Source organism: Phaeovibrio sulfidiphilus (genome assembly GCF_014861485.1).
GTDB classification, from domain to species: domain Bacteria; phylum Pseudomonadota; class Alphaproteobacteria; order Rhodospirillales; family Rhodospirillaceae; genus Phaeovibrio; species Phaeovibrio sulfidiphilus.
In genome coordinates this window covers 371,286-388,117 of record NZ_JACZHT010000001.1, presented here as the reverse complement: position 1 = coordinate 388,117, position 16,832 = coordinate 371,286, and the positions used below count along the sequence as shown (strand labels likewise).

The following is a 16,832-nucleotide window of genomic DNA, read 5'->3' as shown; positions in this document are numbered from 1 at the left end:
TCCCCGGGTGTGCGGCGCCCGCTGCCGGTCATCGGTGGGGCCAGGATCATGAGGCAGGGATGGACATGTCGCTTTTTTCGCGCCTTCGGTTTCCCGGGCGTCTGGTGTGCGGGGCCCTGGTCCTCCTGTGGACGGCCCCGGCGCTGGCGGGGCCCGGCTCGCCCCCGCTGCCTCCGCCTCCCAAGCCCCGGGGCGCGGCGGACACGACGGTGCGCCCCGCGGCGCCTCCGAAGCCTCCGGTGCCGTCGGCCCGGGCCCCCTCGGGCAGCCGGTCTGGGCAAGACGGGCGGCCGGCGCCCAGCGCTCCGGGCGCCGCTGAGCTTTTGCGTCCGCCGGGGATGGGGGTGGCCCTGAGCGTGCCCTCCGGCTGGCGCGCCCGGCAGGTCAACGACCACACCCTGGTGTTTTCCGGTCCCGAGAACACGCCGGACTGGCTCACCACCCTGACCCTGACAAACCAGCAGAACCCGGATCCGGTGTCTCCGTCCGCCGGAGCCCGGGCCATGATCGCCGACTACATCGGCGCCCTGAAAAACCGGGGCGGCGACTGGGAGGTGCTGACCGAGGTGCCCCTGCGCGTCGCCCCCGGCGCCCTTGTGGACACGGGGGCCCAGGCCGTGGTGCGCTTCCAGGGGGCCAGCGGGCCCGTGCGCCAGTGGATCCTGATTTTCCCGCGCACGGACATCGCCGCCGTGCACCTTCTGATCTACACCGCCCCCGACGACCTGTTCGAGCGCAACCTGGACCGGGTCCGGGCCACGGTCGAGTCTCTGGTTCCGCTGCCCTCCGGGCGCTGACCCCGCCACTGCCTGCGCGGATTTTCCGTGGCCGGGGCGGATCCCGGCACCGCCGGACCCGCGGCTCCCGCCCGGCCTCGCGGGGCTGCGGGCGTTTCCCCGTTGACCGCCGTCCCGGTTGTGCTTCAATGGTCGCAGCGGCCCCGCCGCATGACAAAGCAGCGGCCCCGCCGCATGACAAGGCTGCGGCCAGGCCGCATCACAAAAACGAGGGAGACAGGAATGGTCAGGAGAATTTCAGGACTTGGAGCAACGGCCCTTGCGGTGGCCCTGTGGCCCCAGGTGGCGCTGGCCCATACGGGATTCGGCTCCACCAGCGGGTTCGCCCACGGTTTTCTTCACCCCGTCAGCGGGCTGGACCACCTTCTGGCCATGGTCATGGTCGGCATTCTGGCCTGGCAGCTGGGCGGTCGGGCCCTGTGGGCTCTGCCGGTGACGTTTGTCGGCGTGATGGCCCTGGGCGGCGCCCTGGGAATGGCGGGCGTGTCGGTCCCGTTTGTGGAGGTGGGCATTGCCCTGTCCGTGGTGGTTCTCGGGCTGGCGGTGGCGTTCCGCGTGGGCGTCCCCCTTGCGGGTCTTCTGTCGCTGGTCGCCGTGTTTGCCGTGTTCCACGGTCACGCCCACGGCGCCGAGATGCCCGAAACCGTTGCGGGATATGCCTACGGGCTCGGCTTCCTGGTGGCCACCATGCTGCTGCACCTGGCGGGAATCAGCCTAGGCTTCCTGATCGGGCGGGTCGGCGAGGCCCATGGTGCGTTTGCCGTGCGCTCCGCCGGAGCCATTGGCGCCGCCGCCGGTCTGGTGATCCTGGGGCAGGCCCTGTTCTAGGCCCGGATCGGGGCGCCGGGTTCGGGGGCCGGGATCACCCGGCCCTTTCTTTTCGTGTTGCGGGCTCCTCGTGTGGTGGGCTCCTCGTGTGGCACGCTCCTCGTGTGCCCGCTCGGGGCGTCCCGGCTCCGGGCCCCGGGCTCCAGCCCCCTGTTCTCCCGCTATTCCCAGGTCTCCTATTGCACGCAGTGCGCGCATTTCCGCAGGGTTTTGCGGATTTTTCGCGGACCGGCCCTTTACCAGACTAAAATAAGCAGGTATTACGGGAGAGATATCTGTTGTCAGAACCGTCTGGACGGTTCAGTATGACCCCCGGACCGAGAGCCTGTCCGGAGGTGGGTGCGTGCATGCGCCCTTGCTGCCGGGCGCCGGTACGGGGATGTCCCGAGTTCGTCCGGATCCGGGCCCCTTGTTTCTGGACCGTCCGGCCGGTTTATATTCGCATCGGGAGGAATGGGACGAATGGTCGCGAGGAAAACACGCTCCAGGATTATCGATGCCGCGATCCGCATCGTTCGGGAGAACGCGCCGACGAAGCTGACCCTGGACGAGGCCGCCCGTCAGGCGGGGCTCTCCAAAGGTGGCGTCCTTTATCATTTTGCCTCCAAAGACGAGTTGATCGAGGCTATGATCGAGCGTCTGGTGCGCGATCAGGAAACCCGCCTTCTCCAGCTTTACGAGCAGGAGCCCCAGGGCCCCTATCGCTGGCTGCGGGCTTATGTGCGATACTTCTTCGATCCCGGCAGCCCCGGATCCGATCCGGCAAGCTCGGCCTGCCTTGCGGCGATGGCGCTCAATCCCGCCATGCTCAAGCCGGTGAACACGATGATGAAGCTGTCCATGAAACGGATCATGTCCGATGCGCCGGACCGGGACCGGGCCGCCCTGATTTCCATGGGGCTTGACGGTCTGTTCCTGAACCAGGCGATGGGCTTCCAGCTTTACGATGACGAGACGCTGGCCCGGCTGAGGGGAAACCTGCTCAGCGGGCTGCTTGCCGGGGAGGATGAGACCCCGGGACGCCCGGTGGCGGCCGCTTCGGCGAGCTGACACGCGGTTATTTTACGGCTTTGTTGTATCGGCTTTTCAAGAGGACATCATGAACCGGGTTGCCCGTATTGTTGTGGCTTCGCTTGTGGGCGTGGTTATTTTTGGCGGTCTCATCGCGTTTGTGCTCTTTGCCAACAGCGCGCGGGACAAGTTTCTGGCGGCCTTCCCCAAGGCGGTCATCACGGTGACCGTGGGCGAGGCGGCTCTGGAGCAGTGGGCGGAGACGGTTCCGGCGGTGGGCACCCTGAGGGCCATCAACGGTGTGGACGTCAGCGCCGAGGTTTCGGGGCAGGTGCGCCACATCGACTTCCAGTCCGGCGAGAGGGTCAGCGCGGGCCAGCTTCTTGTGCAGCTCGACATCTCCGAGGAGATGAGCCAGCTGGCCTCGGCGCGGGCGACGGAAAAGCTGGCGAGCATCACGGCCGAGCGGGCCCGCTCCCTGGTGCGGACGTCCGCCGGAACCAAGGCCAACCTGGACGACGCGGTTGCCCAGCTCGAGGTGGCCAGCGCGTCGTGCGCCCAGATCGAGGCCCGGATCGCGAAAAAGACCATCATGGCACCGTTCGAGGGCTTCCTTGGCGTTCGCGAGGTGGACCTGGGCGAGTACGTGGCGCCCGGTCAGGTGATCGTGAACCTCCAGGACATTTCCTCGATCTTTGCCGACTTCACCGTCTCCCAGCGCCAGCTGTCCCTGCTGAAGGTGGGGCAGAAGCTGCGCATGACGGTGGACTCCTCCCCCGGACGGGTGTTCGAGGGCCGGGTGACCGCCATCGCGCCCCTGGTGAACGTGCGCACCGGCATGGTCAGCGTCGAGGGCCTGTTTGAAAACCCCGACCTCGCCCTGCGGCCCGGCATGCTGGCCCGCGTCGAGGCGGTGCAGGACCGGGAGGACGCGGTCATCGTGCTTCCGGCGACCGCCGTCACCTACCAGCTGTCGGGGGACACGGTGTTCGTTGTCACCGACCTGTCGGAGGACGACCGGGCCAACTGGGAGAAGCGCCGCAGCGTCTGGATGAAGGCCGCCGAGGACCAGGCGGCGGCTCTCCAGAAGCAGGCCGCCGGGGAAAAGGACGCTGTCCGCAAGGCGACCCTCGAGAAGTCGGCGGACGTCATCTTGCGGGACGCCCGGGACCAGCCCTGGGGCCAGTACGCGGTCGAGCGCCGCATGGTGGTGGTGGGCGACCGTCAGGACGACCGGGTGGTCATCGTCAAGGGGCTGAGTGAGAACGAGAGGGTGGTGACCTCGGGCCAGATGAAGCTCGAGTCCGGCTCGAACATCTTCATCTCGGACACCGAAGTCGTCCCCACCCGCATTCACTGACCGGTCGAGAGATAGGACGGACACCAGGCTATGCATCTTTTTGACATTTTCATCCGCCGGCCCGTTCTCGCGACGGTCGTGAGCCTGCTGATTTTTGTGGTGGGGCTCAATTCGGCGCTGAAGCTCCAGGTGCGTCAGTACCCGGAAATGCAGAACACCGTGATCACGGTGTCGGTGAACTATCCGGGCGCGGACGCGGACCTGATCCAGGGGTTCATCACCCAGCCGCTTCAGGAGTCCATCGCCACCGCCGAGGGCCTGGACTACATCGTGTCCAGCTCGTACCAGTCCACCAGCCAGATCAAGGCGTACGTGATCTTGAACTCGGATCCGAACGCCGCCATGACCGAGGTCTCGTCCAAGGTCTCGGAGGTGCGCTCCGTGCTGCCCCGCGGCATGGACGATCCGGTGATCGTGAAGGACACGGGCGACACCTTCCCCATTTCCTTCGTCGCCTTCTACTCGAATGACCACTCGTCGAGCCAGATCGTTGACTACCTGAACCGGACGGTGAAGCCGGTCATTTCGGCCATCCCGGGCATTTCCGAGCCGAAGGTGTTCGGAAACCTGGGCTTCTCCATCCGTGTCTGGCTGGATCCGGAGCGCATGGCCCAGCAGGGCCTGACCCCGATGGACGTGCAGCAGGCCCTGACGGCCAACAGCTACACCTCGGCGGCGGGCGCCACCAAGTCGGACCTGGAGACCTTCAACCTCAAGGCCCGGACCGACCTGACCGACGTCGAGGAGTTCAACAACCTGGTGGTCTTCAACGACGGATCGCGCCTGGTCCGTCTGCGGGACATTGCCTCGGTCGAGCTCGCGGCCGAGAACACGGACGCCTCCATGTTCGCGAACGGCAAGGTGGCCTCGTTCATGGCCCTTTACGGGACGCCCGAGGCCAACCCCCTGTCCGTGATGAAGGAGTTCAAGACCAACGTCCTGCCCGACATCAAGCGCCAGTTGCCCGAGGGCATGAGCGCCGAGATCTTCTATGACTCCACGACCTACATCGAGGCCTCCATTGCCGAGGTGGTGGAGACCATCTGGATCGCTGTCGTCATCGTGACGTTCGTCATCTTCATGTTCATGGGATCCCTGCGCTCGGTGACCATTCCGGTGGTGACCATGCCCCTGTCCATCATCGGGGTCTGCGCCATCCTGGTCGCGCTGGGCTTCTCCATCAACCTGCTGACCCTGCTTGCGGTGGTGCTGGCCATCGGCCTTGTGGTGGACGACGCCATTGTGGTGGTGGAGAACATTCACCGCCACATCGAGGAGGGCAAGTCGCCCTTCCAGGCGGCCATCATCGGCACGCGGGAAATCGCGGCGCCGGTCATCTCCATGACCATCACCCTGGCGGCCGTGTACGCGCCCATTGCCTTCATGGGGGGCATCACCGGGGCCCTGTTCAAGGAGTTCGCCCTGACCCTGGCGGGCTCGGTGGTGGTCTCGGGCATCGTGGCCCTGACCCTGTCGCCCATGATGTGTTCCAAGATCCTCCGCCAGGAGCCGAAGGACGGTCTCGCGGCCCGGCTGGACGCCATCTTCGACAAGGTCCAGCACATCTACGTGCGGCTGCTGAAGGGGAACCTCGAGTTCCGGGCTCCGGCGGTGATCTTCGCGCTCATCGTGTTCGTGTCGCTTCCGTTCCTGTTCCTGTCCATTCCCTCGGAGCTGGCTCCCGAGGAGGACCAGGGCGCCCTGCTGTCCTCCCTCCAGGGGCCCAAGCAGGCGAACAACGACTACATGAACACCTGGCTTCTGGAGATGCATGACAAGCTCATGAACCGGGGCACCTATCCCGAGGTGGACCGGACCTTCCTGCTGGGCGGCGGACGCGGCACCATCAACACGGCTTTTGGCGGTGTGACCATGGTGCCCTGGGGCGAGCGCGACCGCACCACAATGGACATGAAGCGGGACTTCCAGGGAACCCTGAACACCCTGGCCGGCGTGCGCGCCGTGTCGTTTGCCCCGTCCGTTCTTCCGGGTGCCGACGGCCTGCCGATCCAGTTCGTGGTGACCTCCACCTCGTCCTACGAGGCCATGGCGGAAATCGCCGACGAGTTCCTGCGCCGGGCCAAGGCCAGCGGCCTTCTCATCTACGTGGACAACGACCTGGAGTTCGACACGCCCCGTCTGGGCATCGATATCGACCGGGACAAGGCCGGCGCCTACGGCGTGTCCATGCAGGACATCGGTATGGCCATGGCGCTCATGACGGGTGGCAACTACATCTCCCGTGTGAACCTGGGCGGCCGCTCCTACAAGGTTATCCAGCAGGTGCCGGACGACATGCGCCGGGATGCCCACTCCATCGGCCGGTTCCATGTGCGGACCGATTCCGGGGAGCTGATCCCGCTCTCGTCGCTGATCACGGAGACGACCGAGGTCCAGCCGCAGGTGCTGAACCAGTTCAACCAGCTGAACTCGTTCACCATCTCGGGTGTGCCCATGCCGGGCTTCACGGCCGGGGACGTTCTGGACGGACTGAAGGCCATCGGCTCCGAGCTGCTGACCAAGGGCTACTCCATCGACTACACCGGGCCGCTGCGCCAGTACGTGAAAGAGGGCAACACCCTGGTGCTGACCTTCGTCCTGGCCCTGATCATCATCTACCTGGTCCTTGCGGCCCAGTTCGAGAGCCTGCGTGACCCCCTGGTCATTATGGTCTCGGTGCCGCTGTCCATCTCGGGGGCGCTCATTCCCCTTGTGGTGGATTCCCACCTGCCCGGCGGCTCGCTGAGTATGAACATCTACTCACAGGTGGGGCTGGTGACCCTGATCGGGCTGATTACCAAGCACGGCATCTTGATGTGTGAGGTGGCGAAGGAGCGACAGATCCAGGAGAACCTCAGCAAGACCGAGGCCATTCTGGTGGCGGCATCCCTGCGCCTGCGTCCCATTCTGATGACCACGGCGGCCATGGTGTTCGCGCTGATCCCGCTGCTCATGTCGAAGGGTGCGGGGGCCGAGAGCCGCCACGCCATCGCGATCGTGATCGTGTTCGGCATGTCCATCGGGACGCTGTTCACCCTCTTCATCCTTCCGGTGATCTACACGTTCCTTGCCTCCGATCACCGCCGGACCGAGGAGGATCTGATCCGCGAGCAGGGTATCGAGGCCCTGAACCTGGAGGAGGAGAAGGCCCGCCTCGAGGGTGCCGCTCCCCGTCCGGCCGTCTAGGCCACGGGGCCGGCTCATCCCGACTGACACGAAGCCTCCGGGGACATCCCCGGGGGCTTTTTTCATGGCACCGGCGCTTCCGGGCCGCGGTGGGCTGTACCCCGGAGCGCCGGAGATCGCCCGTGCCCGGGCGGGCGGCCGGTGCCTTGGATACCGGAACCCGGGTGTTCCCTGTCGGGACCGGGTTTTGGATGCCCGGGCCCCCAAGTGCCAGGCCGGCTGCCACGCCGGGCGCCGGTCGGTGCGGTGACGCCACCCGATGTGTGTTGATGCCCTCTGCGGGGGCAGCCGCCGCGCGTCGCGTGAGCCGGAGCGGTCGCTCCGGGTGTTTCATGACGGGGGGTGCACGCCGGGCCCGTGCCCGGGCGGGCGGCCGGTGCCTTGGATACCGGAACCCGGGTGTTCCCTGTCGGGACCGGGTTTTGGATGCCCGGGTCCTGACGTGCCAGGCCGGCTGCCACGCCGGGCGCCGGTCGGTGCGGTGACGCCGCCCGATGTGTGTTGAGATGCCCTCTGCGGGGGCAGCCGCCGCGCGTCGCGTGAGCCGGAGCGGTCGCTCCGGCTGTTTCATGACGGGTGGATGCTCGCCGCCTCGCGTGCAGCGGGGTGCCAGGGGAGTGATCGGCTAGGGGCGAACGGTACGGTGCGCCGCGCGCGTCGCCGGGCGCTGCAGGGCTGAGGCCACCGGGCGCCCGCAGCTCTCCCCGAAGGCCCTGTCAATGGCGGTGCCCAGGTCGTACAGCAGGGCCCGGGCGTGGCTTTCCTCGCTCAGCACCACGCGAATGGAGCGGGGCCCCCTCGGGGAGTCCTCGCCGGAGCACACATCAAAAACCGGCACATCGCGCTCGACCGTCACGACCACAGCCCGTCCGGATTTGACGCGGGCGACCCCCGCACCGACAACGTACAGATCTCCCATTCCCAGTTCTCCTCGATCACGCCAGTGTTGCTCCCGCTCAGGTGTGTGCATCCCACCTGAGTAATGTTCCTTATGTGTTCTATTATACGTGAACAGAAAGTGATCAACAAGCCGATTCAGGCAAAAGCACCGAAAGTACACGCCAAGGTTGATATTGGTGGGAGACTGGGGTGCGGGGAGTGGGATGCATGGCCTCAGGGGGCAGAGCGTCCCCTACGGAGTGGGTGCAGGGCGCCGCGTACGATCCGGGGGTGTGCCGGTCGTCCGTTGCCGCTGGCGTGACGGGATTGGACAGTCGGGGCACGCGGCCTGTCCGGGACACGGGCTTTGATCCCGGCGGGGGGAGCGTCCCCGCCGGGTTGCCTGGGCCCGCTCCGGGTGCCCGGGTGAGGGCGGGGCACGGGGCGGCGCCAGCTCCCGGTGCCCGGGTGGATTCCCGGGGCGGGTGCATGGGGTGCAGCCGGCCGGTGCTTGCGGGGCCGCAGGGGCCTTGACGGGCGGGGCAGCGGCGGCCCCCAAACCCCAGGGCCTGTTCCGTTCCGTTGGAGCCTCTTCCGATTCTTCGCCCCTCGCCGCGCCGGACTGGCCCTTTCGGTCCGGCATCGTGCCGGTCTGCCGGTATCGGGATTTCATCCGGTCCATCGGATCCGCAGCATTCCGCCGGATCCGGGCGGTTCGGGCCCCTGTGCGGTCGCACGTTCCGAGATAGTTCTTTTTTCCACTCGTCTTGTGCGATAACGTAAGTCCCAGAGAGACTTCTCTTCAGTCCCGAAGTCCGGCGACAGGCAACGGGTTCGGGGGTACACAGGCGGAGGAGAGCGGGGGCAGGCCATGACGGGCCAATACAATCGACCTGGTCCAGCCCGGCGGCTGATCGTCCGCCTCCTGATCCCCGCCGTGTGGCCGGGGCTGAGCATCAAGGAAAAGACGGCGATCGTGGGCCTTGTGGTGGCCACGCTGGCGGTCCTGGTCGACCTGTCGATTTTCAATTACACGCCTCCGCCCACCAACATCCAGACGATCGAGGTCCGGGACGGCTCCGGCAACGTGATTGCCGGGTACGGCGCGGTGATCACCATCTCGCAGGTCACCAACATCTCCCAGACCGAGGGCGTTCCCATCGCCACGCTCCAGGCCATTTTGGAGAGCATGGGCGAGGATGTGCGCGAGCTCAGTCAGGAGCAGGCGGTGGCGCTTCTGCAGACGAAGGCCCGGGAGTTCCACGAGCTCAGGACGCGGCTGAGGGCGGTGGAGGTGGATGACATCGAGGTGGCCCATCTTCGCGACGGCGCCCTGACCGCGCTTGAGGAGGGCTACTTCGAGAAGGCCCGCGCCTTCCTTCGCGAGGCCAAGGATCTCATCCGCAAGGCCCGCGACGAGGAGCAAAAAGAGCTGGAGGCGCTTCAGGCCTCCTTGAACCGCAAGAACCTGCGCCTTGCCCAGATCACGGCCCAGGAGGCGGGCAGCTACCGTCTTCAGCCCAACCGCTCCAGCTACCGGGAGGCGGCCAACCTCTTTGGAGAGGCCGCGGATCTTGCGCAGAAGGCCGACCCCGAGACCGCGCGGGAGTACCGGTTCGCGCAGGCCAATGTCTTTTACGATCTGGGGGACGAGTTCGGCGTCAACGAGGCCCTGGAGGAGGCTATCACTCTTCTGGGCACCATCCTGTCCTCGGCGGACCGGGCACGGGAGCCGGAGGTCTGGGTTCGTGCGCAGAACAACCTGGGGACGGCCCAGTGGCTGCTTGGCCTCCGGGAGGGCGCCGCCCCCCGGCTGGAGCAGGCCGCAGCCGCCTATACCGCCGCCCTCGAGGAGCTCTCGCGCGCCGATGCGCCCCAGGACTGGGCCCGGACCCAGACCAACCTGGGCAACGCGCTCCAGTCCCTGGGATCCCGGGAGAGCGGCACCCAGCGCCTGGAGGAGGCCGTGCGCGCCTACCGCGCCGCCTTGCAGGAACATACCGGTCTGCGGGCTCCCATGGAGTGGGCCGCCACCCAGAACAACCTGGGCAACGCCCTTCGCAAGCTGGGGGAGCGGGAGGGCGGCACCGCCCGGCTGGAGGAGGCCGTGGTGGCCTTCCGCCAGGCGCTTCAGGTCCGGACCCGCGAGCGGGCACCTCTCCAGTGGGCCATGACCCAGAACAATCTGGGCACCGCGCTTCACGTTATGGGGCAGCGGGAAACCGGCACGGCCCGGCTTGAGCAGGCGGTCCGGGTCTATCGGACCGCGCTTGAGGAGCGCACCCGCGAGCGTGTGCCTCTGGACTGGGCGGCCACCCAGAACAACCTGGGCAGCGCCCTGTTTCGCCTTGGCGAGCGGGAGCGGGGGACTGCGCGCCTGGAGGAGGCCATCCGGGCCTACCGCTCCGCCCTGGAGGAGTACACCCGCGAGCGTGTGCCTCTGGACTGGGCCGGAACCCAGAACAACCTGGGGGCCGTTCTTCAGGTTCTCGGGCGTCGGGAGCGGGGGACCGCACGCCTGGAGGAGGCCGTCCGGGCCTATCGGGCCGCTCTTGAGGAAACCACCCGCGACCGGGTGCCCCTGGAGTGGGCCATGATCATGAACAACCTGGGCACGGCCCTGTGGCGTCTGGGCGAGCGGGAGCGGGGCACCATCCGGCTGGAGGAGGCGGTCAGCGCCTACCGTGCCGCCCTGGAGGAACACACCCGGGACCGGGTGCCGCTGAAGTGGGCCGGAGCCCAGTACAACCTGGGCCGGGTTCTTCTGATCCTGGGCATGCGCAAGAAGGACGCCGAAACCGTGGGCGCGTCCATGGAGGCCTTCCGCCAGGCGCTGGATGTCTTTTCCCGCCAGGAGCCGCCCCATCCCTTCGCCGAGTACTGTGCCACGCACCTGCAGGAGGCCGGGCTGGTCCTGGAGCGCCTGCGCTGATCTGATCCCGTCCGGTTCGGTCCTGTCCCGTCCGGTTTCCTCCGGGTCTGTCTGTTTTTCTTGCCCGGGTCTGTCTGTTTTCACCCGGCCCCCTCTGGTCCCGCCCGGTCCCCTCTGGCCCTGTTTGCTTTCGTCTTCTCCGGACTGGTCCCGCCGGTTTCCCGCAGGTCGGGCGGGCGGGGTGGGGGACAAAGCCGCGCTGCTACGGCGCCCACGATCCGAAGCGGCGGGGCGGGCGCCAAAGCCTGTTGCAGCCCCCGCTCCCGGATCCCCGTCCGTCCCCTTGGTGCCCCGTTTCTGCACGTTCCCATTTCCGCTCACACCCACGCCTGCGATCACGTCCGGAGTCCGTCCTTTTCGGGCGGGACGCGGCGCTGGGGGAGCCTGTTTCGGTTCGATCCGGATCCGGGGAGCGGTCCTTTCCGGGGCTTGGGCCTGTGTGGCAGAGCCTGTTTCCTGACCTGGCCACAGGGCGCTGACGTTGCTTGCGGTCGCCGTCTGCGGTCCGCGGGGGCAGGCTCCCGGGATGATAAACTCGCTTTTGGCGTGTAGGTTTTCCGGGGCAGGTCCGGTGCGGCTGACTCCGCCGGGCGGTGGGACTCCGTCTGCCTCCCATATCTGTTGTCGCGCGTATTTCTACAGCAAAAGCACACAATAGCGGCGTAATAGTCGCGTTATCCTCTACATGTTGCGATTTTGTCACTCGAGAGTATTTTTTGACGTTTACATCCTTGTGTCGCCGGAAGTCGCTTGAACCCCCGTTTCCCTCCACGTACTATCCTCCATAGGTTGTGTTGAAGCCGTGTTCCACTGTCCTCGCGGGACAGGCGCGGCGGCGAGGCTTTGCGCGCCCGGCTCCGGCGTGGGCGCACGAGCAGTAATGAAAAACTGGGACGATCACACCTCAACAGGTTTTGACGGATGGAGACCCGACTGATGACAGCCTCTCATACGATTCCTTTTGCTCCGCCCGCTCAGGCGGGGGGCCGGCGGCGCGGCCTTGCGCTGACGGGTGTGGCTCTCGCTCTGGCGCTGACGGCGACGGGGGCGGCTCCCGCCCACGCGCGTGTTCCGAAGTGTACCGGTGGCACGTGCACGATCGACAGCGATGTGACCTGGGAATACCTTTTGGACCACAGTGACTTCACGCCGAAGGTGCTGTCCGGTCTGACCTTCAAGGGCGGAATGCTCACGTTCGATGACGATACGGTACTGAAAGCCACTGAGGGCACGGCGGATCAGAAACTGACCGTTGCCGCCGGTGAGAAGGCCACGATTGCCGTGGCCGAGGGCAAGACCCTGACGATTTCGGGGAACGCGGTGCCGTTTGCCGCGGCGGACGAGGACGCAAACCCCGGTGGCGCGGTCTACAACGAGGGAACACTGAACCTTGGCAGGGAGAATGGCGGCAGCCTGATCTTTGCCGGCAATGTTCACAAGAACCTTATGGCGTCGGGCGGGGCGATTTTCAACACCGGGGATCTGACCGTCTCCGGTTCGGACGCGACGTTCCGTGACAACGTAGCACAGGGTTCGACACAGCCGGACTCCTATGTCGCTGGTGGGGCGATTCTCAATACCGGCACACTGAACTTCAATTCAGTCACCCTGTTCGAGGGGAACACTGCGACCGGGTTCGGTGCCGATGGGGGCGCCATTGCCAATAGGGAGGCGGGCGGTGATATCCAAGTTTACAGTGGCGGGGGCAGCAGCGGGATCACGGCGTCCAGGCACCTCATTTTCTCCAAAAACGTGGCGAGTGGTGTTGGGGCTTTTGGTGGTGCCATCTCCAATTGGGGCACGGTCACGCTGGCCGGCGGCGGCACGTTCATCGAGAACAGGGCCGAGGCCCAGGCCGGAGCGGAAGGCGCGACGGGGGCCGGTGGTGCCATTGCCAACGCTGGCACGCTTGAGGTTGGGGGTGTCAGCACCTTCCTGAAGAACACCGCAACCACGTTCGGTGGTGCGATCTTTAACGGGTGCAACAGGTCAACGGTGACCTTCTCGGCACCCGTCGACTTTACCCAGAACTCAGCCGGTGCCGGTGGCGCCATCTATAACGAGGGCGACACCTCCACCAAAGTGTCTTTTGACGAAAAATCCTACGCGACGTTTACCGCGAACACTGCGACGAACGGCCATGGCGGTGCGATCTATAACAAGGGCGGCATGGTCTCGATCTTGGGCAGTGCCAGTTTTGAAGGAAACACCGCGACGGGTCATGGCGGTGCGATCTACACCACGGGTGGTATGGTGGATCTGTCGCCTGAAAACGCGGGTCAGTCGATCAAGTTCTCAGGCAACCTTATGGGTGAGGGGGGCGGAGCTGCCAACTCGATCTACCTGGACGCCACGACCGCAAGCACCAGGCTGGACGTTGCTGGCTATGGCGACGTGGTCATGTCGGATCCCATGGCGGGACGCGCTGCTGACGGCCAGGCGATCCACATCGCCAAGTCCGGCGCCGGAACCTGGACGCTGGGTGGGGTGAGCACGTTCGGGAGCGAGGGAACCGGTGGGACCAGGTTTGCTGTCACCGAGGGAGCGCTGGCGTTTGGCTCCTCCAATACGCAGCTGACCCTGAAGGGCGAAGACTCTTCGTTTTTGCTTTTGGCCGACACTGCGCTTGCGGTGAATGCAAGCGGCGCCGCGATCACCGTGGGTAATGGGACCGGCAACCTTGCCGATGGCAAGATCACCCTCGCTGATGGCGCCACTCTGGCCTTCGACCTCACGAAGCATGCTGGGGCGCCGGGCGAGCCCATGCTGACCCTGAAAGCGGGGATCGTTGAAGCCAGATACAGCGTGGTCACCATCAACGTGACTGACTTCAAAAGCCCAGATGGCGGTTCTTCCCCAAAAACCTATACCCTGCTGAGTGTGAATTCGGGAGGCGAGGACGTGGTTTTTGCGGGCAACTCGTTCAACTATCAGTATCGGGGTGAGGCAGTCGTGCCGGGCTCCGGCAACCGGATTGCTGCCCTTCTGGTGTTCGGCTCCGATAACAGCCCAGCCAACGTGACGGTCCACGCCCCTGAAAATGCTGAGTTGACTTGGGCTGGTGAGCTGGGCGGGAGGTGGGGGATTAATGATGCCGTATGGAAGGACAGTCTTAATTCAGAAAAGACATTCCTCCCGGGTGACGTGGTCACGTTTGAGCTGACCACAGAAGGTGTGATCAACGTGAATCCGGGCGGCGTCGAGGTCGCGGCCATGACCGTCTCGGGCACCGGGACGCCGGCGTTTATCGGCGGCCGGATCCAGTCGACCGACCGCTCGTCATTCAAGGACGGCGGTGCAACCCAGGAACTGAAAATCCTGGATGGTGCTTCGGCTATTTTTGACATCGACGAGTTGAACTTCAAGGGTGGCTATCGTATTGGCAACGGGGCTCGGATGGACTTCGGGGGCGAGAGCCTGGTGGGTGATGTTTTCAACCTGGGGACGCTCGCCTTCGCGAACGCCAGCGATGCCCGGTACTCCGGCGTCCTGTCAGGTACGGGTGGCATTCTTAAATATGAGGCCGGTACGCTGTACCTTTCCGGCGCACACACTGCGACGGGTGACTTCTCGCTGCTCAACGGGGCCCTTGGGGGTGACTTCTCCTACGCTGGCACGCTGAAACTGGCAGCGGAGGGGACAATCCTCGCCCCCGGCACTGCGACGTCCGTCGGCACCATGACCGTGAATAAGTTGGTCACTGACGACAAAAAATTCACCCTTCAGGTTCGCGTTGCTCCGGAGGCTGAAACACAGGCGTCCCAGCACCAGCTTGCCTCCTATTCCGGCCCCTCCACTGCAAACGGTTCTTCCACCGTGACGAACGATCGCCTCGTTGTGCTGACGGAGAATGTGACCATCCCGACGGGCTCTGCTCTTGAAGTGGGGACGGTGGGCGGCTCCGGCTGGTCCACAAACAAGACCTACGTGGTCCTCACGGCGAAAGAGGGAACGATCAGCGGCACGTTTGGCAACAACATCACAAAAGCCGCTGACCGGCCCTTCCTGTCCGTGGCCCAGGTTCTGCTGGATGCCAATAACACCGAGACGACCGATCCCAGCCGCGTGAAGTCCATCGGGCTTGTGGCCGCCTTCAGCGGCCCGAGCACAGATCCTGTGGATCCCCCGGTTGATCCTGTGGATCCTCCGGTCGATCCTGTGACCCCTCCGGTCAATCCGTCCAAGCCGGACCCCGTCAAGCCCATCCCGCCGAAGCCCGCCCCTTCCCCGTGGGACGGCGCCTCTCCCAACCAGCGTTCGGTCGGGCAGGCTGTCGCCAGCATGCGTGGCGGACCGGTCCAGGATGCCCTTATCAACGCCTCCCGCTCGGAGGGTCTGCAGATCCTGAGCATGCTGTCGGGTGATGCCTACGCCAACGTGGCGGGGGCCCTGCGGCAGGGGGCTCCGCAGCTTTCGCGGACGGTCCTGAACACCCTGTCCCATCTGGCTCCCAGCCGTGACGGGATCGTCGGCGGTGGCCGGGTCCAGGTGGCCTCCACCGAGCAGGTGAGCCTGACCCCGTCCGACGGCCAGCTCCGGAACCACAACGTCTGGGCCCAGGTCTCGGGCAGCCACGACTCCTGGGACAGCGACGGAAACGCCGCCAAGTCCACCTCGAGCGGCATCGGCGTGACGGCGGGAGCCTCCTTCGGCTTCGAGGACGGATGGTTCACCGGTGCCGTGTTCCGCTACGCCCACCGGGACTTCAAGGTGTCGGATCGCGCCGCCAAGGCCGATATCGACAGCTTCTCCGGCGGTGTCTACGGCGGCAAGGTCTGGGATGCGGGGGTCGGAACCCTGCGGACCACCCTGGCCGGTCTCTACACGCGTCACGAGGTCGACAGCAAGCGCTCGGTCATCGGCGAGCGTCTGAGCGCGGACTACGGTGCGGACGTCTTCCAGGTGTTCGGTGAGGCCGCCTGGCGCGTCCAGGCCAACGACTGGCTGATGGTCGAGCCCTTCGTGGGAGCCGCCTGGAACATGGCGCACAGCGAGGACTTCTCGGAAACCGGCGGAGCCGCCGCGCTGCGCAGCCACTCCTGGACCACCCACACCGGCACCTCCACGCTGGGTGTGCGCATGGACGCCCGCGTCCACGAGTGCGCGGTCCTGAAGCTCGACCTGGGGTGGGAACACACCTGGGGCGACATCAACCCCGCCAGCCGCCTCGCGTTCGTGTCGGGATCCACGGACTTCTCCGTCCGGGGTACGCCCGCGGATCGGGACGTCGCCGTGGTCGGTGTCGGTGGTGAGGTGGCGATCGATGACGCCTGGGCCCTGAACCTCATGTACGATGGAGCCTACGGTTCGGACACCACCTCGCACGGCGGGCGGGCGCGCCTGACCTACCGCTGGTAAAACCCGGCCGGTAACCGACAGAGGGCCTGTTTCCCGGACAGGCTCGAACTCCCCCCGTCTTTCGGAAGGAAGGCGGGGGGAACGTGTTTGTGCACTCGGCAGGGGCGCCGGGGCGCCGAAGCCCTGCCGGGGTTGGCCCCATCCCTTTGCCGAGTACTGTGCCACGCACCTGCAGGAGGCCGGGCTGGTCCTGGAGCGCCTGCGCTGAGCTGATCCCGCCCGGTTCTGTGCGGTCCGGTTCGGTCTTGTCCCGTCCGGTTCCCCCCTGTGGGCGCGAATCCTGGGGGGGCGGCTCCGGTGGCGGATCGCTTCGCCTGCGGGCAGGGGAGGCTGGCAGACCCCGTGCCTTTCGGCTGGCCTCCCTGCCCAATGGTTGAGCAAACACGCAAGGGATTTATTCATCTGCGGCAACGTGTTGCGTTTTTGCCACGCGGGAGAATTTTTGGTCATTTACATCCCTGCATTGGGGGAGGGCGCTTGA

The 16,832-nt window shown here is 66.0% G+C and carries 8 protein-coding genes; 7 read left to right on the top strand and 1 reads right to left on the bottom strand.

The features are described 5' to 3' along the window. Positions 1-59 precede the first annotated feature (59 nt). The 5 genes from IHV25_RS01650 to IHV25_RS01630 all read left to right on the top strand — a co-directional run bounded on the left by IHV25_RS01650 (position 60) and on the right by IHV25_RS01630 (position 7,182). Positions 60-797 (top strand): hypothetical protein, encoded by a 738-nt coding sequence (locus IHV25_RS01650; protein WP_192533222.1) that lies wholly within the window; start codon positions 60-62, stop codon positions 795-797. 222 nt (positions 798-1,019) lie between these two features. Further along, positions 1,020-1,625, top strand: coding sequence for a HupE/UreJ family protein (locus IHV25_RS01645; protein WP_192533221.1), 606 nt, complete (start codon positions 1,020-1,022; stop codon positions 1,623-1,625). A 462-nt stretch (positions 1,626-2,087) separates the two neighbouring features. Continuing rightward, positions 2,088-2,675 (top strand): TetR/AcrR family transcriptional regulator, encoded by a 588-nt coding sequence (locus tag IHV25_RS01640; protein ID WP_192533220.1) that lies wholly within the window; start codon positions 2,088-2,090, stop codon positions 2,673-2,675. Positions 2,676-2,724: 49 nt separating this feature from the next. Continuing rightward, a complete protein-coding gene (locus tag IHV25_RS01635) occupies positions 2,725-3,996 on the top strand; it encodes an efflux RND transporter periplasmic adaptor subunit (RefSeq protein WP_192533219.1) in 1,272 nt (423 codons plus the stop codon). A 30-nt stretch (positions 3,997-4,026) separates the two neighbouring features. Continuing rightward, complete coding sequence (locus IHV25_RS01630; protein WP_192533218.1) at positions 4,027-7,182, top strand: efflux RND transporter permease subunit; 3,156 nt, start codon at positions 4,027-4,029, stop codon at positions 7,180-7,182. A gap of 625 nt (positions 7,183-7,807) precedes the next feature. On the opposite strand, the gene IHV25_RS01625 is transcribed toward IHV25_RS01630, so the two are convergent. Next, positions 7,808-8,101 carry a hypothetical protein gene (locus IHV25_RS01625; protein ID WP_192533217.1) on the bottom strand — a complete coding sequence of 98 codons (294 nt, stop codon included), beginning with the start codon at positions 8,099-8,101 and terminating at the stop codon, positions 7,808-7,810. An 831-nt stretch (positions 8,102-8,932) separates the two neighbouring features. Here IHV25_RS01625 and IHV25_RS01620 point away from each other — a divergent pair. Beyond that, positions 8,933-10,993 carry a tetratricopeptide repeat protein gene (locus tag IHV25_RS01620; protein WP_192533216.1) on the top strand — a complete coding sequence of 687 codons (2,061 nt, stop codon included), beginning with the start codon at positions 8,933-8,935 and terminating at the stop codon, positions 10,991-10,993. A 936-nt stretch (positions 10,994-11,929) separates the two neighbouring features. After that, complete coding sequence (locus tag IHV25_RS01615) at positions 11,930-16,351, top strand: autotransporter domain-containing protein (RefSeq protein WP_192533215.1); 4,422 nt, start codon at positions 11,930-11,932, stop codon at positions 16,349-16,351. The last annotated feature ends 481 nt before the right edge of the window (positions 16,352-16,832 follow it).